Annotated in this window: 22 protein-coding genes and 4 tRNA genes; 12 read left to right on the plus strand and 14 right to left on the minus strand. The window is 70.0% G+C overall.

The window, feature by feature from the left end; translation table 11 throughout:
- Nucleotides 1–43: 43 nt before the first annotated feature.
- The 11 genes from M3U25_RS14950 to M3U25_RS15000 all read right to left on the minus strand — a co-directional run bounded on the left by M3U25_RS14950 (nucleotide 44) and on the right by M3U25_RS15000 (nucleotide 7,496).
- Nucleotides 44–119 (minus strand) — tRNA-Thr (locus tag M3U25_RS14950).
- Nucleotides 120–149: 30 nt separating this feature from the next.
- Nucleotides 150–223, minus strand: a tRNA-Gly gene (locus M3U25_RS14955).
- A gap of 32 nt (nucleotides 224–255) precedes the next feature.
- Nucleotides 256–341: transfer RNA gene (locus tag M3U25_RS14960), tRNA-Tyr, on the minus strand.
- A 159-nt stretch (nucleotides 342–500) separates the two neighbouring features.
- A complete protein-coding gene (gene ychF / locus M3U25_RS14965) occupies nucleotides 501–1,592 on the minus strand; it encodes a redox-regulated ATPase YchF (protein WP_010341267.1) in 1,092 nt (363 codons plus the stop codon).
- A gap of 79 nt (nucleotides 1,593–1,671) precedes the next feature.
- Nucleotides 1,672–2,253, minus strand: coding sequence for an aminoacyl-tRNA hydrolase (gene pth, locus M3U25_RS14970; RefSeq protein ID WP_355500680.1), 582 nt, complete (start codon nucleotides 2,251–2,253; stop codon nucleotides 1,672–1,674).
- A 54-nt stretch (nucleotides 2,254–2,307) separates the two neighbouring features.
- Entirely contained in the window at nucleotides 2,308–2,955 is a 648-nt protein-coding gene (locus M3U25_RS14975) for a 50S ribosomal protein L25/general stress protein Ctc (RefSeq protein WP_017907366.1), read from the minus strand.
- A gap of 168 nt (nucleotides 2,956–3,123) precedes the next feature.
- The gene (locus tag M3U25_RS14980) at nucleotides 3,124–4,083 is read right to left on the minus strand and encodes a ribose-phosphate diphosphokinase (RefSeq protein ID WP_184502335.1); all 960 of its coding nucleotides are present in this window, start codon (nucleotides 4,081–4,083) and stop codon (nucleotides 3,124–3,126) included.
- A 140-nt stretch (nucleotides 4,084–4,223) separates the two neighbouring features.
- Nucleotides 4,224–4,300 (minus strand) — tRNA-Gln (locus M3U25_RS14985).
- Nucleotides 4,301–4,312: 12 nt separating this feature from the next.
- Complete coding sequence (gene ispE / locus M3U25_RS14990; protein ID WP_242160317.1) at nucleotides 4,313–5,179, minus strand: 4-(cytidine 5'-diphospho)-2-C-methyl-D-erythritol kinase; 867 nt, start codon at nucleotides 5,177–5,179, stop codon at nucleotides 4,313–4,315.
- Nucleotides 5,176–5,829 (minus strand): lipoprotein insertase outer membrane protein LolB, encoded by a 654-nt coding sequence (gene lolB / locus M3U25_RS14995; protein WP_311195507.1) that lies wholly within the window; start codon nucleotides 5,827–5,829, stop codon nucleotides 5,176–5,178. Before lolB ends, ispE begins: the two co-directional genes overlap by 4 nt.
- Nucleotides 5,826–7,496 carry a tetratricopeptide repeat protein gene (locus M3U25_RS15000; protein WP_184502338.1) on the minus strand — a complete coding sequence of 557 codons (1,671 nt, stop codon included), beginning with the start codon at nucleotides 7,494–7,496 and terminating at the stop codon, nucleotides 5,826–5,828. Before M3U25_RS15000 ends, lolB begins: the two co-directional genes overlap by 4 nt.
- Nucleotides 7,497–7,562: 66 nt before the next feature.
- Between M3U25_RS15000 and hemA the strand changes: the two genes are divergently transcribed.
- The 8 genes from hemA to ppk2 all read left to right on the plus strand — a co-directional run bounded on the left by hemA (nucleotide 7,563) and on the right by ppk2 (nucleotide 14,954).
- On the plus strand, nucleotides 7,563–8,846 hold the full coding sequence (hemA, locus tag M3U25_RS15005; RefSeq protein WP_355500673.1) for a glutamyl-tRNA reductase: 1,284 nt from the start codon (nucleotides 7,563–7,565) through the stop codon (nucleotides 8,844–8,846).
- Nucleotides 8,824–9,909, plus strand: coding sequence for a peptide chain release factor 1 (gene prfA, locus M3U25_RS15010; protein ID WP_010341257.1), 1,086 nt, complete (start codon nucleotides 8,824–8,826; stop codon nucleotides 9,907–9,909). Before hemA ends, prfA begins: the two co-directional genes overlap by 23 nt.
- The gene (locus tag M3U25_RS15015; protein WP_355500670.1) at nucleotides 9,906–10,358 is read left to right on the plus strand and encodes a GNAT family N-acetyltransferase; all 453 of its coding nucleotides are present in this window, start codon (nucleotides 9,906–9,908) and stop codon (nucleotides 10,356–10,358) included. Before prfA ends, M3U25_RS15015 begins: the two co-directional genes overlap by 4 nt.
- Before the next feature lie 40 nt (nucleotides 10,359–10,398).
- Nucleotides 10,399–12,111, plus strand: coding sequence for a tetratricopeptide repeat protein (locus M3U25_RS15020; RefSeq protein ID WP_355500667.1), 1,713 nt, complete (start codon nucleotides 10,399–10,401; stop codon nucleotides 12,109–12,111).
- Nucleotides 12,112–12,479: 368 nt separating this feature from the next.
- Nucleotides 12,480–13,058 (plus strand): hypothetical protein, encoded by a 579-nt coding sequence (locus tag M3U25_RS15025; RefSeq protein ID WP_355500664.1) that lies wholly within the window; start codon nucleotides 12,480–12,482, stop codon nucleotides 13,056–13,058.
- Between the two features lie 234 nt (nucleotides 13,059–13,292).
- A complete protein-coding gene (gene moaB, locus M3U25_RS15030) occupies nucleotides 13,293–13,811 on the plus strand; it encodes a molybdenum cofactor biosynthesis protein B (RefSeq protein ID WP_242160313.1) in 519 nt (172 codons plus the stop codon).
- 13 nt (nucleotides 13,812–13,824) lie between these two features.
- Nucleotides 13,825–14,169 (plus strand): helix-turn-helix domain-containing protein, encoded by a 345-nt coding sequence (locus tag M3U25_RS15035; RefSeq protein ID WP_010341252.1) that lies wholly within the window; start codon nucleotides 13,825–13,827, stop codon nucleotides 14,167–14,169.
- A complete protein-coding gene (ppk2, locus tag M3U25_RS15040; RefSeq protein WP_355500659.1) occupies nucleotides 14,166–14,954 on the plus strand; it encodes a polyphosphate kinase 2 in 789 nt (262 codons plus the stop codon). Before M3U25_RS15035 ends, ppk2 begins: the two co-directional genes overlap by 4 nt.
- A gap of 454 nt (nucleotides 14,955–15,408) precedes the next feature.
- Here ppk2 and M3U25_RS15045 read toward each other — a convergent pair whose 3' ends face one another.
- Nucleotides 15,409–16,032 (minus strand): TlpA disulfide reductase family protein, encoded by a 624-nt coding sequence (locus tag M3U25_RS15045; protein WP_242160372.1) that lies wholly within the window; start codon nucleotides 16,030–16,032, stop codon nucleotides 15,409–15,411.
- Between the two features lie 5 nt (nucleotides 16,033–16,037).
- Nucleotides 16,038–17,312, minus strand: coding sequence for a YihY family inner membrane protein (locus tag M3U25_RS15050; RefSeq protein ID WP_242160371.1), 1,275 nt, complete (start codon nucleotides 17,310–17,312; stop codon nucleotides 16,038–16,040).
- Between the two features lie 76 nt (nucleotides 17,313–17,388).
- Here M3U25_RS15050 and wrbA point away from each other — a divergent pair, with 76 nt between their 5' ends.
- From wrbA to ybaK, 4 genes are all read left to right on the plus strand, one after another.
- Complete coding sequence (gene wrbA / locus M3U25_RS15055; protein WP_152246294.1) at nucleotides 17,389–17,985, plus strand: NAD(P)H:quinone oxidoreductase; 597 nt, start codon at nucleotides 17,389–17,391, stop codon at nucleotides 17,983–17,985.
- On the plus strand, nucleotides 17,982–18,338 hold the full coding sequence (locus tag M3U25_RS15060; protein ID WP_355500655.1) for a DUF2069 domain-containing protein: 357 nt from the start codon (nucleotides 17,982–17,984) through the stop codon (nucleotides 18,336–18,338). Before wrbA ends, M3U25_RS15060 begins: the two co-directional genes overlap by 4 nt.
- A gap of 79 nt (nucleotides 18,339–18,417) precedes the next feature.
- Entirely contained in the window at nucleotides 18,418–18,903 is a 486-nt protein-coding gene (locus M3U25_RS15065) for an asparaginase domain-containing protein (RefSeq protein WP_017909075.1), read from the plus strand.
- A gap of 9 nt (nucleotides 18,904–18,912) precedes the next feature.
- Nucleotides 18,913–19,386 carry a Cys-tRNA(Pro) deacylase gene (gene ybaK / locus M3U25_RS15070; protein ID WP_355500651.1) on the plus strand — a complete coding sequence of 158 codons (474 nt, stop codon included), beginning with the start codon at nucleotides 18,913–18,915 and terminating at the stop codon, nucleotides 19,384–19,386.
- A 277-nt stretch (nucleotides 19,387–19,663) separates the two neighbouring features.
- Here ybaK and M3U25_RS15075 read toward each other — a convergent pair whose 3' ends face one another.
- Nucleotides 19,664–21,457 carry a S8 family peptidase gene (locus tag M3U25_RS15075; RefSeq protein ID WP_355500648.1) on the minus strand — a complete coding sequence of 598 codons (1,794 nt, stop codon included), beginning with the start codon at nucleotides 21,455–21,457 and terminating at the stop codon, nucleotides 19,664–19,666.
- Nucleotides 21,458–21,569: the final 112 nt, after the last annotated feature.

A 21,569-nucleotide genomic window follows, 5' to 3' on the forward strand; every position in this document is an offset into this window, starting at 1 on the left:
CTGCTTCTTCTCGATGATCGTAGAAAGATTTGACGACTGAATATGGTGCTCACGAAAGGAATCGAACCTTCGACCTCCTCCTTACCAAGGAGGTGCTCTACCGACTGAGCTACGTGAGCGTTGTTCTATTGTGACACAAGCGCGTTCAATGGAGCGGGAGACGGGAATCGAACCCGCACCATCAGCTTGGAAGGCTGAGGTTCTACCGTTGAACTACTCCCGCTACGGGATGCCGCACTGCCACAACAAAATAACTGGTGGAGGGAGGTGGATTCGAACCACCGAAGGCGTAAGCCAGCAGATTTACAGTCTGCCCCCGTTGGCCGCTTGGGTATCCCTCCAACTTACCCACTCGAACCCGGCTGCGAAGCCGAAATCAGAGAGGGGTGAAACAGCCCGCTATTCTTCCCTGACATCCTCGCCTTGTCAACAGTATTTTGACGCGATGTCGCAGGAAATCGTCGTTGCCCGCGCGCGCCCGGCCAGGACACGCGCACGCATCAGACGTTGAAGCGGAAATGCAGGATATCGCCTTCCTGCACGCGGTACTCCTTGCCTTCCAGGCGCAGGCGCCCGGCTTCCTTGGCACCGGCCTCGCCCTTGTACTTGATGAAGTCGTCGTAGGCGATGGTTTCGGCGCGGATGAAGCCCTTTTCGAAGTCGGTGTGGATCACCGCCGCGGCCTGCGGCGCGGTCGACCCGGCCTTGACCGTCCAGGCGCGCACTTCCTTCACCCCGGCGGTGAAATAGGTCTGCAGCCCCAGCAGGGTGTAGCCGGCGCGGATCACCCGGTTCAGGCCCGGCTCGCTCAGGCCCAGGTCGGCCAGGAACGCGTCGCGGTCGGCGTCGTCCAGCTGCGACAGTTCTTCCTCGATCGCCGCCGACACCGGCACCACCTCGGCGCCCTCGGCCGCGGCATGCGCGCGCACCGCGTCCAGGTGCGGATTGTTCTCGAAGCCGTCTTCCAGCACGTTGGCGATGTACATCACCGGCTTGAGGGTGAGCAGGAACAGATCGCGCACCAGCGCCTTCTCCTCCTCGTCCAGGCCAGCGTTGCGGCCAGCCTTGCCCTCGGCCAGCGCGGCCTGCAGCTTGGCCAGCACCGGCTTGCGCGCGGCCGCGTCCTTGTCGCCGCCCTTGGCCGAACGCTCGGCGCGATTGAGCGCCTTCTCCACGCTGTCCAGGTCGGCCAGGGCCAGTTCGGTGTCGATGGTCTCGATGTCGGAGACCGGGTCGACCTTGTTGTTCACGTGGATGATGTCGCCATGCTCGAAGCAGCGCACCACGTGGGTGATCGCATCGACCTCGCGAATGTGCGCCAGGAACTTGTTGCCCAGGCCCTCACCGCTGGCCGCACCGGCGACCAGGCCGGCGATGTCGACGAACTCGACCGCGGTCGGCACGACCTTCTGCGGATTGATGATCGCGGCCAGCGCGTTCAGGCGCGGATCCGGCACCGGCACCACGCCCACGTTCGGCTCGATGGTGCAGAACGGAAAATTCGCCGCGGCGATGCCCGCCTTGGTCAGCGCATTGAACAGGGTCGACTTGCCGACGTTGGGCAGGCCGACGATGCCGCATTTGATGCCCATGTGTGTAATCCGGGAATGGAGAATCGGGAATAGGGAATCGGAAAGCATAGCCGCCTTTCCATTCCCCATTCCCCATTCCCTATTTCCCCTGCGTATGCAACCGCTTCATCGCCTCGTTGAAGTCGCCCTGCACGGCCAGCGGCAGCACCGCGATGGCGTCGTCGATGGCGCGGTCGATGAGGACCTGGTCGTCCTTGCCGGCGCGCCCCAGCACCCATGGCACCACCTTGTCCTTGTGGCCGGGATGGCCGATGCCGATGCGCAAGCGGTGGAAGCCGGCATGCCCGAGCAGGCGGATGGTATCGCGCAGTCCGTTCTGGCCGCCGTGGCCGCCGTCGAACTTGAGCCGCGCCGTGCCCGGCGCCAGGTCCAGTTCGTCGTGCGCCAGCAGCGCCTGCGCAGGTTCGATCTTCCAGAAGCGCAACGCAGCCGTTACCGACTTGCCACTGAGGTTCATGAAGGTGGCCGGCTTCAGCAGCCACACCGGCTGCCCCGCGACCTCGACCTTGGCGGTCTCGCCGAACAGCTTGGCGTCCACGCTCCAGCGCGCGCCGGCCCGCTCGGCCAACGCGTCGACAAAACGAAACCCGGCGTTGTGCCGGGTATTCGCGTGTTCGGCGCCGGGATTGCCCAGGCCGACGATCAGACGCAGACCAGTCATGCGCAATGCATCGCCGCAGCGCCCGGACCGAAGGCCCGGGCGCCGCGCAGGCGATTACTTGCCGTCCTTCTTGGCCGGCTCGGCGGCAGCCGCCGCATCGGTGGCTTCCGGCTCTTCCTCGACACGGCCGTGCTTGGCGATGACCACCGCCACGTCGTGCTCCTTGCCCAGCTTCAGTTCCGGCAGCTCGACGCCGGCCGGCAGCTTCAGGTCGGACAGGTGGATCACGTCGCCGACCGACAGCGCGGCCAGGTCGACTTCGACGAACTCCGGCAGGTCCTTCGGCAGGCACACCACCTGGATTTCGTTCAGCTCGTGGGTGACGACCACTTCGGCCGACTTGCCGGCCGGGGACACGTCCTCGTTGATGAAGTGCAGCGGCACCGAAGCGTGCAGCGCCTCGTTGTCGTTCACGCGCTGGAAGTCGATGTGCATGATCAGCTGCTTGAACGGGTGACGCTGCATATCGCGCAGCAGCACCTTCTGCACGTCGCCGTTCAGGCTCAGGCTGAGGATGGACGAATAGAACCAGTCGTTCTGGCTAGCCAGCCAGACTTCGTTGTGGTCGAGCTGGATGTTGACCGGCTTCAGATCGCCACCGTAGACGATCGCCGGGATCAGGCCGTCGCGACGGAGGCGGCGGCTCGCACCCTTGCCCTCGACTTCGCGGCGCTGCACCTTGATTTCATGCGTGGTTGCCATTTGCGTTTACTACCTTGGTTGAATGAACCGCCTCGCGGCGGTTTGAAGGACTCTTCCGCGACCAGAAGAGTCTGTGAAGCCGGGAGTGGGGAACCGGGAATGGGGAATCGCAACAGCGCGATGTCGCGCTCCACCCATTCCCTATTCCCGATCCCCCATTCCCAGCCTTTAATCGACGTACAACGAGCTCACCGACTCGCCGAAGGCGATGCGGCGGATGGTTTCGGCCAGCAGCTCGGCGACGCTGAGCTGGCGGATCTTGCCGCAGGCGCGGGCGGCCTCCGACAGCGGAATCGTGTCGGTGACCACCAGTTCGTCCAGCTGCGAATTGCTGATGTTGCTCACCGCCGGGCCGGACAGCACCGCGTGCGTGCAGTACGCCGCGACCTTCAGGGCGCCGCGCTCCTTCAGCGCGGCCGCGGCCGCGCAGAGGGTGCCGGCGGTGTCGACGATGTCGTCGACCAGCACGCAGGTCTTGCCCTCGACGTCGCCGATGATGTTCATCACCGTGGACACGTTGGCGCGCGGGCGGCGCTTGTCGATGATCGCCAGGTCCGCGTCGTCCAGGCGCTTGGCCACGGCACGGGCGCGCACCACGCCGCCCACGTCCGGCGAGACCACGATCAGGTTGTCGGTGCCGTAGGCGCGCCAGATGTCGGCCAGCAGCAGCGGCGAGGCGTAGACGTTGTCGACCGGGATGTCGAAGAAGCCCTGGATCTGGTCGGCGTGCAGGTCGACGGTCAGCACCCGGTCGGTGTTGACCGCGCTGAACATCTTGGCCGCGACCTTGGCGGTGATCGGCACGCGCGAGGAACGCATGCGCCGGTCCTGCCGCGAATAGCCGAAATACGGCACCACCGCGGTGACGCTGGCGGCGCTGGCGCGCTTGAGCGCGTCGATGATCACCAGCAGTTCCATCAGGTTCTCTGCGCTGGGCGCGCAGGTCGGCTGGATCACGAACACTTCCTGCCGGCGCACGTTCTCCTCGATCTCCACCTGCACTTCGCCGTCTGAGAAGCTGGAGACCATCGCCTTGCCTGGGCGTACGCCCAGCTCGCGGCAGATGCTTTTGGCCAGGGGCTTGTTGGCGTTGCCGGAGAACACCAGCAGGTTGCGTTGGTCTTGCATGAGGGGTCTCTCGGGTGGCTGCGAAGAGCGTGTGGCGACGAAAAGAGGGTGAATCGGAAAGCGAGGAGAAGCGATGCTTTTCCCGTTGAATCCCCGCACATGGAAGTGCGGGCTTTTGCAGAGGGATCTGCATACCTAAATGGCAGGGGCGGTAGGATTCGAACCTACGAATGCCAGGATCAAAACCTGGTGCCTTGGGCCTCTTGGCGACGCCCCTGCGTAAACCTGTTCAAGCCTCCAGCGCGTCGAGCAGCGGCGAACGCGGGACGCCGCCTGCCACCCAGGCACGCATCCCATCCGGCAAGTGCGCCAGCGCGCGCACGGCGGCAGCGCGATCGGCGAACTCGACGAAACACCCGCTCCCCGACCCGGTCAGGCGTGGCGTGCCGATCCGCGCAAGCGCCTGGAACGTGGCCTGGACGGCCGGTTCGTGGCGAAGCAGGACCGGCTCGAACGCATTGCCGAGCAGGAAACCTGAAACGAAGTCCGCTATTTTCGCGGGCGCAGCATCCCGCGTCAAATCCGGGGACTGGAACAGCGCCGCGGTGGGCACGTGCACGCCCGGATCGGCCAGCACATACCAGGCCGGCGGCAGCGCGAGCGGGGTCAATTGCTCGCCCACGCCTTCGGCCCAGGCGTCGCGCCCGCGCACGAACACCGGCACGTCCGCGCCCAGCGACAGGCCGAGGCCAGCCAGGGCTTCCTCGTCCAGTCCGGCGCCCCACAACGCATTCAGCGCCACCAGCGCGGTCGCCGCATCGGACGAGCCACCCCCGAAGCCACCGCCTGCCGGAATGCGCTTTTCGACGCGGATATCGACACCCTGCACGACGTTCGCCGTTTTTTGCAACAGCCGCGCGGCACGCACCAGCAGGTCGTCGGCCTCGGCGACGCCGGCCACGGAGGGCCCGATCCGGGCCACCACGCCGTCCGCGCGCGGCCGCAGATGCACCGTATCGCCCCAGTCCAGCAGACGGAACACGGTCTGCAACTGGTGGTAGCCGTCCGGCCGGCGGCCGGTGATCTGCAGGAACAGGTTCAGCTTCGCCGGGGCCGGCCAGGACGACCAGCCCCCGCCATCGACGGCTCCGCTCATGGCGCAGGCACGCTCCAGGCGTCCACCAGCAGGCGCACCTTGGCGTCGCCGTTGCGCGCCTCGATGCGCCGCGGCAAGGCCGGACGGCCGTCGCTGGGCGCGTACCAGTCCTGGAATTCGATCTCCCAGCCCATCTGCCGCAGCGTGTGCGGCCGCCCCTGCGCGTCGTAGTCGACCCGCTCCGGCTCCTGCGCGTCGGTCGCCACCAGCCCGCGCACCCAGTCCGGCAACAGGTTGACCGGGATCTCCCAGCCGGTCGCCTCCAACAGCAGCTGTTCGGCGTTCTCACCGTCGCGCGGTCCGCCCTCCAGCCCCTCCAGGCGCCCGGCCTCGGAGTGGCTGTCGCCGATAAGGCGCCAGCTCTGCCGGGTCACCGGCGCGCTGAGCTGCACTTCGTACTGCCGTTGCCGCTGCGTCCAGTCGATGCGGCCGCTGCCGCCGTTGCGCCCCTTGGTGATCGCCACCCGACCCTGGAATGCCCAGTCCGGGTGCGCGTGCAGCCACTGCGCGCGCGCCGCTTCGGCCTGCTGCGCGGCGGCATCGGGCGTGGCGACGGCGACCGGCGCCGGAATGCGGGTCGGCAGCGCGCTGCAGCCGGCCAGCAGCAGCCCGGCGGCCAGCGCCCAGGCGGTGCGCAGACCAGCCCTCACGGTGCCACCTGTTCCAGGGCCCGGCGCAGCGCGCGGTTGTCCGGATCGAGCTTGCGCGCCTCGTCGAAGTACTTGTTGGCCTCCTCGCGCTTGCCCTGCTCCCACAGCACCTGGCCGATGTGCGCGGCGATCTCCGGATCCTTCACCAGGCTCCAGGCACGGCGCAGCTGCACCAGCGCTTCCTGGGTCTTGCCCAGGCGATACAGCACCCAGCCGTAGCTGTCGATGATCGCGGCATTGTCGGGATCGGCGGTGCGTGCGCGGTCGATCAGCTGCAGCGCCTCGCGATAGCGCTTGGTGCGATCGGCCAGGGTGTAGCCGAGCGCGTTCAGCGCCGCCACGTTCTCCGGCTCGGTGACCAGGATCTTGCGCAGATCGGCCTCGGCGCGGTCGATGCGATCGCGGCGCTCCCACGACAGCCCGCGCGCGTACAGCAGCGCGTTGTCGTCCGGATAGGCGGCCAGGCCGCGCTCGAACACCTGCAGTTCGCCGGCGTCGTCGCCGCTGCGCTGGCGCAGTTCCGCCTCCAGCACATACGCGTCACGGCGCGCGGCATCGTCGGCCTCGGCATCGTCCTGCAGCGCGCGCGCCTCGGCGAAGGCCGCGTCCTTCTGGCCGAGCGCGTACAGCGCACCGGCGGCGCGCAGCCGCGCCTCGCTGCGCAGCGGACCGCCCGGCACGCCGCGGTACCAGTCCACCGCCTCCTGGTTGCGCTTGAGGAACTCGGCGATCTTGCCGAGCAGCAGGCGCCGCTCCGGATCGGGCCGGTCGGCGCCCTTGCGCAGTTCGTCGTACAGCGCGGTCAGGGCGGCGTTGTCCTGCAGCTTGGCCAGCATCGAGGCGCGCAGGCCGTAGTTCTGGGTGGTCTGCGGCCCCAGCGCCAGCACCCGCGCCGCGGCGGCGGTGTCGCCGATGGCGTCGTAGGCATACGCCAGCGCCGTGCGCAGCTCCGGATCGCCCGACACCTTGGGCTCCACGCCCTGCAGCAGCGCCCGCGCCTGCTCGGTCTTGCCTGCCTGCTGCAGCTGCGTGGCGTGCAGCAGCGCCACGCGCGGCTCCTGTGGGAAGCGCTTGACCAACTGATCGACGATGCGCTCGGCCAGCTTGGGCTGGTCCAGGCGCAGCGCCAGGCGTCCGAACTCCTGCCAGGCTTCGAGCTGGTCGGGGATGGCATTGGCGTCGAGCAACTGGTCCAGGGCCTTGGCCGCCACCTCCGGATCGCGGTTGCCGCTGACCAGGGCGATCAGGGCAAAACGCCAGCCGCGCGGGTCCTTGTCGCGCAGCAAGGCCACCAGCAGGCTGCGCGCCTGGCGCAGGTTGCCGCTGCGCAGGGCCAGCGAAGCCTCGGCGCTGCGCATGGCCAGCGACTCGGGGGCGCGCTGGCGCCACAGCGCCAGGGCCTGGGTGGCGGCGGCGCTGTCGTTGGCCAGCATTGCGATGCGGGTAGCGCGCTCGGCCAGGCCGGCGTCGCCGGGGCTGTCGTTGGCGGCCTGCAGGTACCAGCGCGAGGCATCGGCCAGTTGCCCGGCCTGCAGGGCGAACTCGCCGGCCAGCACCGGCGTCATCACGTCCTGGGCGGGGCTCGGCGCCTTGGCCGCGGCCGGTGCGGCCACGGCGGCGATTGCGGACAGCAGCAGAAAGGTACGGATGCGAATCAGTGCGGGCATCGGAAGCGGCCGGGCCGTAAAATGGGGCCCTGAATGGCCAGCAGCTTATCGCAAGCAACTGAACAGATGACGTTGTGGGTGCTCGGATTGAACCACCATACCGCGCCGGTCGACCTGCGCGAACGGGTGGCATTCGCCGGCGACGCATTGCCGCGCGCGCTGCAATCGCTGCGCGCGCTGCCCGATGTCGCCGAGGCGGCGCTGCTGTCCACCTGCAACCGCACCGAGCTGTACGCGATCGCCGGCGATGCGCAGCACCTGGCCGCCTGGCTGGATTCGCACGCCGCCGGCCTGCACGGCTACCTGTACCAACACCAGGACGCGGACGCGGTGCGGCACCTGTTCCGCGTCGCCACCGGGCTGGACTCGATGGTGCTGGGCGAGCCGCAGATCCTCGGCCAGGTGAAGGACGCCTGGTCGCTGGCGCGCGAGCACGGGGCGATGGGCAGCCGCCTGGACCGGCTGTTCCAGCAGACCTTCTCGGTGGCCAAGCGCGCACGCACCGACACCCGGGTCGGCGCCAATCCGGTCTCGGTCGCCTCCACCGCGGTGCGCCTGGCGCAGAGCTCCTTTGCCCGGCTCAGCGAATCCACCGTGCTGCTGGTGGGCGCAGGCGAGACCATCGAGCTGGCCGCCAAGCATCTCAGCGAGGGCCGCGTGCGGCGCCTGCTGATCGCCAACCGCACCCTCGCCCACGCGCAGGAGCTGGCCAGCCGCCACGGCGGCGTGGCGCTGCCGCTGAGCGAGCTGGAGCGTCACCTGCACGAGGCCGACGTGGTGTTCTCGGCCACCGCCGCGCGCGAGCCGGTGGTGACGCGGGCGCAGGTCGAACAGGCGCTGCGCGCGCGCAAGCACAAGCCGATGCTGCTGTTCGACCTGGCGGTGCCGCGCGACATCGAGGCCGGCGTGGCCGACCTGGCCGACGCCTACCTGTACACCGTCGACGACCTGGAGCGCGCGGTCGAAGACAACCGCCGCGGCCGCCGCGAGGCCGCCGAGGCGGCCGAGGCGATCATCGACCTGCAGGTCGTGCGCTACATGGAAGCGCTGCAGGCCAGCACCCGCCAGGCCCCGCTCAAGCGCCTGCGCGCGCACGGCGACAGCACCCGCGACGACGTGCTGGCCAAGGCGCGGCAGCAGCTGGCGCACGGCAAGCCCGCCGACGAGGTGCTGGAGTTCCTCGCCAACACCCTGACCAACCGCCTGCTGCATCCGCCCACCGCGGCGCTGCGCGAGGCGGCGCTGCGCGGCGACGCCGAGCTGGCGCGCGCCGCCGAGCGCCTGTTCCCGGAGAAGCCGGGCTATTTCCATCCGATCCTGAAGACCGATGACACCGACCCTGCGCCGTAAGCTGGAGGCGCTGGCCGAGCGTCGCGAAGAACTCGAACGCCTGCTGTCCGACCCCGAGGTGGTGAGCGACAACACGCGCTTCCGCGATTACTCGCGCGAGTTCGCGCAACTGGAACCGGTCGCCGCCGCGCTGGCAGCCGAGGCGGCGGCCAAGGCCGACCTGGCCTCGGCCGAGGCGATGCGCGCCGATCCGGAACTGCGCGAGCTGGCCGAGGAGGAAATCGCCGCCGCGCAGGCGCGCCTGGCCGAGCTGGATGCGGAACTGGCGCTGCTGCTGGTGCCGCGCGATCCGCGCGACGACGGCAACCTGTTCCTGGAAGTGCGCGCCGGCACCGGCGGCGACGAGGCGGCGATCTTCGCCGGCGACCTGTTCCGCATGTACGCGCGCTACGCCGAACGCCAGGGCTGGAAGGTGGAAGTGGAATCGGACAGCCCCGGCGAGCACGGCGGCTACAAGGAAGTCGTGGCGCGCATCGTCGGCCGCGGCGCCTATTCCAAGCTGAAATTCGAATCCGGCACGCACCGCGTGCAGCGCGTGCCGGCGACCGAATCGCAGGGCCGCATCCACACTTCTGCGGCAACGGTGGCGATCATTCCCGAGGCCGACGACGTGGAGGAGATCGCGATCAACCCGGCCGACCTGAAGATCGACACCTTCCGCTCCTCCGGCGCCGGTGGCCAGCACGTCAACAAGACCGAGTCGGCGATCCGCATCACCCACGTGCCCAGCGGCGTGGTGGTGGAATGCCAGACCGAGCGCAGCCAGCATGCCAACCGCGACAAGGCGCTGAAGCGGCTCAAGGCGCAGCTGCTGGAGGCCGAGCGCAGCAAGCAGGCCGCGGCGGAGGCACAGGACCGCAAGCTGCAGGTCGGCAGCGGCGACCGCAGCCAGCGCATCCGCACCTACAACTTCCCGCAGGGCCGCATCACCGACCACCGCGTCGAGGGCCTGACCCTGTACGACCTGCCGAACGTGATCGAGGGCGACCTGGATGCGCTGATCGGGCGCCTCAGCCATGAGCACCAGGTCGACGAGCTGGCGCGCCTGAGCGACAGCCCATGAGCGTGCGCGTGCGCCAGGCTACTACGCACGACCTGCCGGCGCTGGCGACGCTGTTCGATGCCTATCGCCAGTTCTACGGGCAGGCGCCGGATGCGGCAACCGCGCACGCCTTCCTGGCCGCGCGCATGGCCCGCGCCGAGTCGGTGGTGCTGCTGGCCGAGCGCGATGCACAGGCCGCCGGCTTCGTGCAGTTGTACCCGTCCTTCTCCTCGGTGCGGGCGGCGCGGGTGTGGATCCTCAACGATCTGTACGTGGCGCCCGCGCACCGTCGCCACGGCGTGGCGCAGGCGCTGCTGCACGCCGCCGAACGCCATGCCGCGGACGACGGCGCCGTGCGCATCGTGCTGGAGACGGCGCAGGACAATCTCACCGCGCAGGCCCTGTACCGCGCCTGCGGCTGGCAGCAGGACCTGAGCGCGCAGCACTACGTCAAGGCGCTGACTCCGTGAGTGAACGCCGCCCGCGATCGGCCGCGATCGCGACGGCCGCATGAACGGCGGCGCCGACGAACGCCTGCAACTGCAGGCCGCGGTGCGGCGCGATCCGCAGGATTTCCTGGCCTGGGTGATGCTCGCCGACGCCGAACTCGGCGCCGGCGCGGTGACGGCCGGCGAACAGGCCGCCGCGCGCGCATTGCAGTTGCGCCCCGGGCATCCGGAAGCGCTGGCGCGGCTGGGCCGGGTGCGCTGGACCCAGGGTCGCCATGCCGAGGCGACGCAGGCCCTGCGCCAGGCGCTGCAGCAGGCGCCGCAGCACCCGGGCATCGCGGTCTGGCTGGGCCACGCGCTGGAAGACAGCGGCGAGGCCGAGGCCGCGGCGCAGGCCTACGCGCATGCGCACGCCCTGCTGCCGCAGGAACCGTCGATCGCCGCCTACCTGTTGAACTGGCGGCGCAAGCTGTGCGACTGGCGCGAACTGGACGCGCTGTCGCAGCAGGTGCGCAGCGCGGTGCGGCAAGGGCACCCGGCGATCGAACCGTTCGCCTTCCTCAACGAGGACGCGGGCGCGGACGAGCAACTGCGCTGCGCGCGCAACCGCGCCCAGGCGCTGGCGCGCACCGTCGCGCCGCTGCCCGCCACGCAGGTGCGCCGCGATGGCGCGTTGCGCATCGGCTTCCTGTCCAACGGCTTCGGCGCGCATCCCACCGGCCTGCTGACCGTCGCCCTGTTCGAGCGCCTGCGCGCGCACGCCGACCTGCAGGTGCACCTGTTCGCGCTCAACGGCGACGACCGCAGCGCGCTCCACGCACGCCTGCAGGCGGCCGCACACGCGTGGCACGCGGTCGCCGGGCAGCCGCACCGGCAGATCGCCCAGCGCATCCGCGATGCCGGCATCGACCTGCTGTTCGATCTGCGCGGCTGGGGCGGTGGCGGCACGCCGGAAGTCCTGGCGCTGCGCCCGGCACCGGTGCAGTTGAACTGGCTGGCCTACCCCGGCACCTCCGGCGCGCCATGGATCGACTACGTGGTCGGCGATGCCTACGCGTTGCCGCCCACACTGGCCGCGCACTACAGCGAGCGGGTGCTGCGGCTGCCGCGCGCCTTCCAGCCGTCCGACGACACCCGCCCCATCGGCATTCCGCCCGCGCGCCGCGACTGCGGCCTGCCCGAACACGGCACCGTGTTCTGCTGCTTCAACAACAGCTACAAACTCAGCCCACGCAGCATGGCGCGGATGCTGGAGGTGCTGCGCCAGGTACCGGACAGCGTGCTGTGGTTGCTGTCCGGCCCGGGCCAGGCCGATGACCGGCTGCGTGCGGCCGCCGCAGCGGCCGGGGTGGAACCGACACGCCTGCGCTTCATGCCCAAGCTGGCGCATCCGGACTATCTGGCGCGCTACCGGCACGCCGACCTGTTCCTGGACACGCATCCGTACAACGCCCACACCACCGCCTCCGATGCCTTGTGGGCCGGCTGCCCGGTGTTGACCTGTCCCGGCAGCACCTTCGCCGCCCGCGTGGCCGGCAGCCTCAACCATCATCTCGGCCTGGACGAGATGAATGCCGCCGACGACGCGGCGTTCGTCGCCACCGCGGTGCGCCTGGGGCGCGATCCCGCGGCGCTGCGGGCGTTGCGCGAAAAGCTGCAAGCGCGGCGCGCCGATAGCGGCCTGTTCGACATGCAAGGCTTCGCCGACGACTTCGCCGCGCTGCTGCGTGACACCGCGGCCCGCCACGGGTGGCAAGGCGCAGCCTCGATCTGATCGCTTGCGCAGGCGCTGCGCGCCGCGGGATGCATCGAGCAGCGCGAGGTACTGGAACGCACTCCCGGTCGCCATCGGCTGTCCGAAGCGCTCTGGCATCGCATTCCTCGACCGCCGCGCATGACATACCCGGCGAGGAGGGACGCTGCATCGCGGCAGATCACACCGACACGTCACCGGCAGCGCGTACGGGACGCAGCGTGCGCATCTCCGTCCTGCGTCTGGCGGATGGCACCTGACGCTTGACCTCAAGCGAACTTGAGGTCCGATACTCCGCGCACGCTCCCTGTGCAGATTCCGCGATGTCGCCATCGTTCCCCCACCCCCTCTCCCATCATCCCGCGCCAGCGCCAGCGCCAGCGCGCAGCATGTTGCTCGCCGAGGCCCCCATCTCCGACCGCACCGCGTTGCTCGACTGCGTGCGCGGCCTGTGCGACCACCGCCTGCAGGCCCTGACCTGGATGGAATCCCTGGGCGACACTCCCGACCTGCTGTCCGCACGCTGCTGCTGCGACGCGGCGCCGGACCTGCATGGGCTGCTGCGCGCACGCCTGCCGGCGCTACGGCGGACGCTGCGCCGCTACCGGCGCATCCGCAGCGGCGTGTCCGATCCACATCGGGGAGCGTCCTGCGTGGTGATCACGCGCGTCCCGACGCACGATGCGGCATCGGCGCAGCGCCGTGCCGATGCCGCCTTCGCCGCCCTGCAGGACGGCGCGCATGCGCTGCGCGGGTTGATCGCCGCACATCTGTACCTGTCCGACGACGGCCGCACCCTGCTCGAATGCACCGAGTGGCACGGCGCCGACGCGCAGCGACGCGCGCTGCAGCGCGAGCCCGAGCGCCTGCCGCTGGCCGCCGATCGTGCCGCCAGCGTATGTCGCTTCCGGCCACGCACCTTGACGCTGACATGTGAAGAAACGACCACGGCCCATGCCCATGCCTGAATCGACGGAGCGCCGTGCCTGCCGGCGTCCCACCGCAGTCTGCAGGCACGCCGCTTGCGGCCGCTGATCACACTGCCGGCCTTGGCGCCCCGCTCAGGCATTTCCGCTCGGCAGCCCGCGTTGCGCGACGTGCCGGCTCGGTCCGCGACGGCGTCCCTTGCCCAACGCAGCCGCGGCTGAAGCGGTGGCGCCGGCAGGCTATACGCCGGCCGGGCGAGCGGCTAGGCTGCCGGCATGAGCGCCAATGCCGACTTCATCGCCTTGAACCTGTGCGTGCTGACCGTCTCGGACACGCGGACCCTCGAGCAGGACAGTTCCGGCGACTACTTGGTCGCCGCGCTCGGCGGCGCCGGCCACCGCCTGCATGCGCGGGCGCTGTTGCCGGACGACCGCTACCGGATGCGCGCCACGGTCTCGGCCTGGATCGCCGATCCCGCCGTGGACGGCATCCTGGTCACCGGCGGCACCGGCTTCACCGGCCGCGACTCCACGCCCGAGGCGCTGCTGCCGCTGCTGGACAAGGAGATGCCCGGGTTCGGCGAACTGTTCCGCGCGATCAGCGTCGAGGAGATCGGCACCTCCTCCCTGCAGTCGCGCGCCTTCGCCGGCCTGGCCAACGCCACCTTCCTGTTCTGCCTGCCCGGCTCCACCTCGGCCTGCCGCACCGCCTGGGAGCGGATCATCGCCGCGCAACTGGATGCCCGCACCCGCCCCTGCAATCTGGCGACGCTGCGCCCGCGACTGAAGGAATGACCTGGACTCGCGCATGCCCCTGGATACCACGTTGCGTCTGCTGGCCAAGGCCAGCGGCATGAGCGCCGCGGACATCGCCGCGGCCATTCCGCGCGCCGGCGCGGCCACGGTCAAAGCCTGGATGGCCGGCGAAAAACTGCCCGGACGCGCCCAGCTCACCGCCTTAGCGCGCACCTTCGGCGTCCCCGCCGGCGCGCTGCTCGGCGAACTGGCCAGCCAACTGGACCCGGCCCGCACCCGCGGCGAACACGACCTACTGCAGGCCTACCGCGCCCTCGATGCCCGCCAGCAGGGCGCACTGCTGGAAGTGGCGCGCAGCATGGCCGGCACCGGCACCCGCAAGCGGAGCAGCAAATGAGTCACCTCGAGCGCAAGCAGTACAAGGCCCTGATGCAACCGCTGCAGCTGGAGCTGATGGCGATGGCGCAGGCGGTGCAGCACAGCGGCGAGCGCGTGCTGGTGCTGTTCGAAGGCCGCGACACCGCCGGCAAGGGCGGCGCGATCCAGGCCATCGCCGAACACCTCAACCCACGCCAATGCCGCGTGGTGGCCCTGCCCAAGCCGACCGATCGCGAAGCCACGCAGTGGTATTTCCAGCGCCACATCGCGCACCTGCCGGCCGCCGGCGAGATCGTGCTGATGGACCGCAGCTGGTACAACCGCGCCGGCGTGGAGCGGGTCATGGGCTACTGCAGCGATGCCGAGTACCACGCCTTCCTGCGCCAGACCCCGTTGTTCGAGCGGCTGCTGGTGGACGACGGCATCCGCCTGTTCAAGTACTGGCTGTGCGTGGACCAGGCGCAGCAGGAAAAGCGCTTCGCCGAGCGCCTGCACGACCCGTTGAAGGGCTGGAAACTGTCGCCGGTGGACCTGAAGTCGCGCAGCCAGTACGCCGACTACACCCGCGCCCGCGAAGCGATGCTGGAAGCCACCCACCGCGACGACGCGCCGTGGACCCTGGTCGATTTCAACGACCAGAAGCGCGGCCGCCTGACCCTGATCCGGCACCTGCTCGACCAGTTGCCGGAAACCCGCCTGCACGAACCGGACCTGGAGCTGCCGCCGCTGAAGCACAAGCTGCACAAGGAAAAGTTCGGGCTGCTGCAGCCGATTCCCTCGTATGGGGTCGGGAGTGGGGATTAGGGAGCGGGGATTGGGTGAGCGTGCGGCGTGCAGTCGTCGTCCGAATGCACGTTGCTGGGCCGCGCGATTAACCGCTTCGGTGGGAACAGGTCGCGGCTGAAGCCGCTCCTACGCTGGTTCCCGGCCACGGAGTGCAAAGCAGGCGCCTGCTGCCTCCTGTAGCAGCGGCTTCAGCCGTGACGGGCGAAACCATCCAAGCCTCTCGTCGCCCAAGGCGTCGGGACTGAAGTCCCTCCCACAAGGAAAGCACTGGGCTTCCGACGTATCGGTTTGAGGTGCGGGCTCCCCCACGGCGCCACTACCGGCCAGTTTTCCGGGTCGCGGCTGAAGCCGCTCCTACAGCGACTCGGCGGCGATCGGACGGCCACACCATGCGCACGCACGGAAGCGCGCATCCCCAATCCCGAATCCCCAATCCCGGGCGGCGGCCGCGCCACCCAGGCCATCGATAGCCTCAGCCCGCCGCCTTCGCCTTGCCCTGCCCCGGCGCCGGACCGCCGGCGGCGGCGATCGCGGTTTCGATGTCGTGGGCGGTGACCGGCCCCAGGAACTGCTTGGCGACCTTGCCGTCGGGCGCGATCAGGTAGGTCATCGGCAGACCGCGCGGGGTGGCGAAATCGGCCGGCGGCGCGTAGGTGTCGACGATGACGATCGGGTAGGCCACCGGATGCTGCTTCAGAAAGGCCTGCATCTCCGCCGGCTCGATGTCCTCGTAGGCCAGGCCCACCACCTCGATGTTGTCGCGCATCACGTGGAGGGCCGACAGCTCCGGCATCTCCTTCAGGCACGGCGCGCACCAGGTGGCCCAGAAATTCACCACCACCCACTGCCCGCGATGGGCGGCCAGGTCGTACTCGCGTCCGTCCACCGCCTTCATCTTCAGGGTCGGCTCGGGACGGGTTTCCTGCACCACGGACGGTCCTGCCGCCGGCGCGGCGGGCGCTTCCGGTGCTGCCGGCGCCTTGGGCGCGGCGGACGGCGCGGTGGTCGCGGCGCCGTCGGCCGGCTTGGGCGTGGGCTGGCGGTCGCAGCCGGCCAGCAACGCGGCGGCGGCGAACAGCGGGAACAGCAGGCGCATGGCGGTCATGCAAGGTCTCCGATCTCGGTGTAGAGGTCGCCGACACGACGCTTGAGCACGTCGCGCAGCGGCAGGCGCAGTTCGTCCAGCGCGCGGCACGCCGCCTGTCCCAGGGCGTCGTCGCGGCACGGCAGATAGCTTTCGACGACGGGGATGCGCAACTGGCAATTTTCGTACAACTCGGCCACCGGCACATCGCCCAGGTCGCGGGCCAGCATCCAGTCGCCCTGCTCGGTGCGGCTGAGCAGGCGGCTGCGTTCCAGCTCGCACAGCAGTTCCTGCACCAGCGAGTCGGTCAGCATCGGCTCCAGTTCCAGGATCCGATCCTCCTGCAGCCCCTTGCCCTGCCGGCGCGCCTGCGCGAAGCGGCCGAGCAGGCGCAACAGGCCGTAGATCTCGTAGCCGGCCGGCAGGCGCATCGAGGCCGGCTGGTAGCGGAAGGCGGCGATCGAGGACGACACCGAGGCGCCGAGCAGGATCGCGATCCAGCTCAGGTAGATCCACAGCAGGAAGATCGGCACGAACGCGACCGTGCCGTAGATGCGCTGATAGGACTGGAAGCTGCCCAGGTACAGGCTCAACCCCCACTTCACCAGTTCCAGCAGCAGCACCGCCAGCAGCGCGCCCGGCACGGCGTGGCGCAGCTTGACCGTGTGGTGTGGCACCACCCGGTACACCAGGGTGATGCACACGAACTCGATCAGCACCGGCGCCACGCTCAGCACCACCTGCGCCAGCAGCCGGCCCTCGCTGGTCTTGAACAGCGGCAGCGCGAAGAACCGCGCCGACACCGCCAGCGACGCCGCGGCCAGCAGCGCACCGAGGGTCAGCACCGTCCAGTACACCAGGAAGCGGGTCAGCTGCGGCCGCGCCGAGACCACCCGCCAGATCTGGTTGAAGGTCTGCTCGACGCTGTTGAGGGTGATCAGCAGCGACACCACCAGCGCGATCACGCCGGCGGTGGTCAGTTGCCCGGCACTGGCCGAGAACTGCCGCAGGTAGGACTCCACCGAACGCGCCGCGGCCGGCACGAAGTTGGAGAAGATGTAGTCGCTAAGCTGGTCGCTCCACTTGTCGAACACCGGGAACGCCGACAGCACCCCGAACACCACCACCGCCAACGGCACCAGCGCGAAGATGGTGGTGTAGGCCAGCGAGGCCGCGGCCTGGAACAGGCGGTCGTCGATGAAGCGCCGCCACAGGAAACCGGCGAAGCTGCGCATGCGCGCGCGGTCGCGCAGGCGGTCGGCCCAGAGGTTGACGGTGTCCAGCGGCTGCATCGGGCAAGGGTACCCGATGCGCATGGACGCCGGCATCGTCGATACTGGCGGCCGTTCCGATCCACGAGAGGGCCGCATGGCCGAGATTCTGGTCCTGTACTACAGCCGCGGCGGCTCGGTGGCGCGCCTGGCACGGCAGATCGCGCGCGGCGTCGGCGAAGTGCCGGGCATGACCGCGCGCCTGCGCACCGTGCCACCGGTGGCGGCAGTCACCCAGACCAGCGCACCGCCGGTGCCCGACAGCGGCGCGCCGTACGTGGATGCCAGCGACCTGCGCGAATGCGTGGGCCTGGCACTGGGCAGCCCGACCCGTTTCGGCAACATGGCCGCGCCGGTCAAGCACTTCATCGACGGCCTCGGCGCCGACTGGGCCAGCGGCACCCTCGCCGGCAAGCCGGCGGCGGTGTTCACCTCGACCGCCTCCCTGCACGGCGGCCAGGAAGCCACCCTGCTGTCGATGCATCTGCCGCTGCTGCACCACGGTTGCCTGATCGTCGGCATCCCCTACACCGAACCGCTGCTCAGCAGCACCCGCAGCGGCGGCACGCCCTATGGCGCCAGCCACGTCGCCGGCGCCGACGACGATCCGCAACCCAGCGAGGAAGAAGCGCAGCTGGCGCGCGCGCTCGGCCGGCGCCTGGCCGACATCGCGCAACGACTGGCGGCGCCATGAGCGGTGGGCGCCTGCGGGTGGCGCTGGGGGTGGCGCTGCTGGCGCTGGCGGCGCTGTTCGCGACCTGGTTCCACGACGATCGCCACCGTCTGGCCGCCCTGCTGGTGTTCGCGCTGCCGCCGCTGCTGCTGGCCGTGGGCGTACTGCGCGGCTCGGCGCTGGCGCGATTCTGGAGCGGCGTCGGCGCGCTGCTGTGGTTCAGCCACGGGGTGATGACCGCCTGGAGCCACCCGCCGCAGCGCGGCCACGGCTGGGCCGAACTACTGCTGGCGCTGCTGGTGGTGGGCCTGTCCAGCGCGCCAGGCATCCGCGCGCGCTTCGCCCGCCGCCGCGGCGCGGCCGGGCGCGACTGAGCGGCCGCCCCGCCGCGCCCGGTATCATGGACGGCCTGCGCGGCCACGGCCGCGTCCCGACATGCTTCTAGGAACGGCAATGGAAGAACTCCTGATCGTCACCACCGGCGGCACGATCGACAAGATCTACTTCGACGACAAGTCCGACTATCAGATCGGCGACCCGCAGATCGGCCAGATCCTCAAGGAACTGGGCGTGACCTTCCGCTTCACCGTGATCCCGATCATCCGCAAGGATTCGCTGCACATCACCGACGAAGACCGCGAACTGATCCGCGCCACCATCGCCGCGCAGTCCGCGCGCCATGTGCTGATCACCCACGGCACCGACTCGATGGTGCAGACCGGCAAGGTGCTGCAGGCGATCGAAGGCAAGACCATCGTGATGACCGGTGCGCTGAACCCGGCCCGCTTCCGCGGCTCCGACGCCGAGTTCAACATCGGCTGCGCGGTCGGCGCGGTGCAGTCGCTGCCGGCCGGCGTCTACATCGCCATGAACGGGCGCATCTGGGACCCGCAGAAGGTGCGCAAGAACGTGGCGGCCAACCGCTTCGAAGCCGCCTGAGCGAGCGCGATGTCCAAGGCCACGCGCGCGACCAAGGCGCTGGATGCGGCCGGCATCGTCTACCGGCTGCATCCCTACGACTACGAAGCCGAAGCCGGCGCGAAGGGCCTGCAGGCCGCGCAGGCGCTGGGCCTGCCGCCGGAGCGGGTGCTGAAAAGCCTGATGGCCTGGGTCGACACGCGCGCGGTCTGCGTGGTGGTCCCGTCCGACCGCCGCGTGCAGTTGAAGAAACTGGCCGCTGCCGCGGGCGGCAAGGCGGCGCGGATGATGGAGGCCACCGAGGCCGAGCGCCGCACCGGCTACAAGGTCGGCGGCATCAGTCCGCTGGGCCAGCAGCGACCGGCGCCGGTGCTGATCGAGCAATCGGCGCTGGGCGCGGGCAGCGTATGGTTCAACGCCGGGCAACGCGGCCTGCTGCTGGAGATGGAGGCCGCGCAGGTGCTCGACGCGCTGCAGGCGCGTGCCTGCGATCTGTGCGAGTAATGACGACATCGGAGCGGGTGGCGTAGATCGCGATCCTGCCGATCGCCGCGCCGGACAGCACCTGCGCCGCGGTAGTGGCGGACACCGGGATCCACGCGGCAGTGCCAGCGAGCGGCTCCGCACGACCACCGCAGCGCGCGCCCTGCGCCCATAAAAAAGCCCCGCGCCGAAGCGCGGGGCGACCGAGAGTGGCAGCGGCGGCGTCCTGGCCGGCCACTGCGATCCGGCACCGGGAGGCGCGCGGCGGCCCATGGCGCGGCCGCCGCGACGGAGTACCTCAGTAGTCGGCCTTCAGGCTGACGCCGGAGAACGTGCTGTACGCCTTCACCCGCACGTAGTAGGTGCCGGCCTGCGGCGAGTTGAAGGTGCAGGACTCGGTGTTGCCGTTGCGGTACGGACGGCAGTCGTAGGCCGAATCGGTCGGCGCGCTGCCGAAGCGCACGTACAGGTCGGCATCGCCGCTGCCGCCGGAGATGTTGACCACCAGGCTGCTGGCACCGGACGGCACCTTCACCGTGTAGTTCAGCGAGGAACCGGTGTTGGCGCTGAGGTTGGTGACCGCCACGCCGTCCTGCAGCTCGTTGCTGCTGCCGCCACCACCGCCACCGCCACCGCCGCCGCCGCCGCTGCTGCCGTTCTGCGCCGCGGTGACCGCTGCGTTGGCGTCGAGCAGGCCGGCGCCGCAGCCCTGCGAGCAGGAGAAGCTGGCCGCGGTGTTCTTGATGGTGCTTTCCACCTGCGCCGGGGTCAGCGCGGTCGGCGCCACCGACTGCATCAACGCGACCACGCCGGCCACGTGCGGCGTCGCCATCGAGGTGCCGCTGTAGGAGGCGTAGCTGGCGTTGCCCGGGGTGGTGGTGCCGTCGTTGAGGGTCGACAGGATGCTCGAGCCCGGCGCGGAGATGTCGATGCCCGAGCCGTAGTTCGAGTAGCTGGCCTTGGCCCGCGACGAGGTGGTGGCCGCCACTGCGATCACGTTGTTGCAGTTGGCCGGCACCGAGCTGGACACGTTGGTCGAGCTGTTGCCCGCCGCCACCACCACCGTGGTGCCGCGGCCGACCGCGCCGTTGATCGCGTTCTGGTAGGTGCTCGAGCAGGTGCCGCTGCCGCCCAGCGACATGTTGATCACTTCGGCCGGGTTCTGGTTGGCCGGCACGCCGCTGACGGTGCCGCCGGAGGCCCAGGTGATGGCATCGGCGATGTCGGAGGTGTAGCCGCCGCACTTGCCGAGCACGCGCACCGGCACGATCTTGGCGTTGAACGCGGTGCCGGCCACGCCGGTGCCGTTGTTGGTGACCGCGGCGATGGTGCCGGCCACGTGGGTGCCGTGCCAACTGGAGTCGGAGGCGGGCGAGCCGGAGTAGCACTCGCCGGCGGCGGCCCAGTCGCCTTCGTCGGCCGGGTTGCTGTCGCGGCCGTTGCCGTCGCGCGCGGCATCGGCGTCGCTGATGAAATCGTAGCCGGGCAGGATGTTGGCGTTGAGATCCGGGTGGCTGGTGATGCCGGTGTCGATCACCGCCACGACCACGCCGTTGCCGGTGGCCTTGTCCCAGGCCGAGCGCACGTTGATGCCGGCGTTGCTGGTGCCGAAGGCCCACTGGTCGCCCAGGCGCGGATCGTTCGGGGTCAGTGCGATGGTCATGCGCTGGTCGACCTCGACGTACTCGACGTTCGGGTCGGCGGCGATCTGCCGCATCAGCGTCTCGGCCTCGGCGCGGTCCAGCGGACGGCTGGCCTTGACCACTTCCGGCCCCAGCGCCAGGCGGCGCAGGGGGGTCAGGCCGAGCGCACGGCCGTTCTTGGCCGGCAGCGCGGCGGCGGCCGACTGCAGCGTCGCGCGCAGCGCCGCCGAGGGCGCGGCAGCGGCCGCGGAGGCGCTGGAGATGCTGATCGGTGCGGCGTCGCGGGTCTTGACGATGAAGCGCTGCACGGTCGGTTCGGAAGACAGGCCGGACAGGTTCACGTCACCGGCGAAGGCTGGGGTGGCCAGCAGCAGCGAGGTGAGAGCGGAGGCGCCCAGCACGACCAGCCACGGACGCTGGCGCGAACCACGATGCGACATTTCGAACATTCGGACTTCCTTTCGGTTGAGTAGCCGCCTGTTGGCGGTGTTCCGCGCCGCACCGGTCCGGACCTAACCTGAACCTGGCGTGCATTGCGAGCCCGGTCGACCCACGTGTTGC

Source organism: Xanthomonas sp. PPL134, from assembly GCF_040595915.1.
Classification (GTDB): Bacteria; Pseudomonadota; Gammaproteobacteria; order Xanthomonadales; family Xanthomonadaceae; genus Xanthomonas_A; species Xanthomonas_A indica.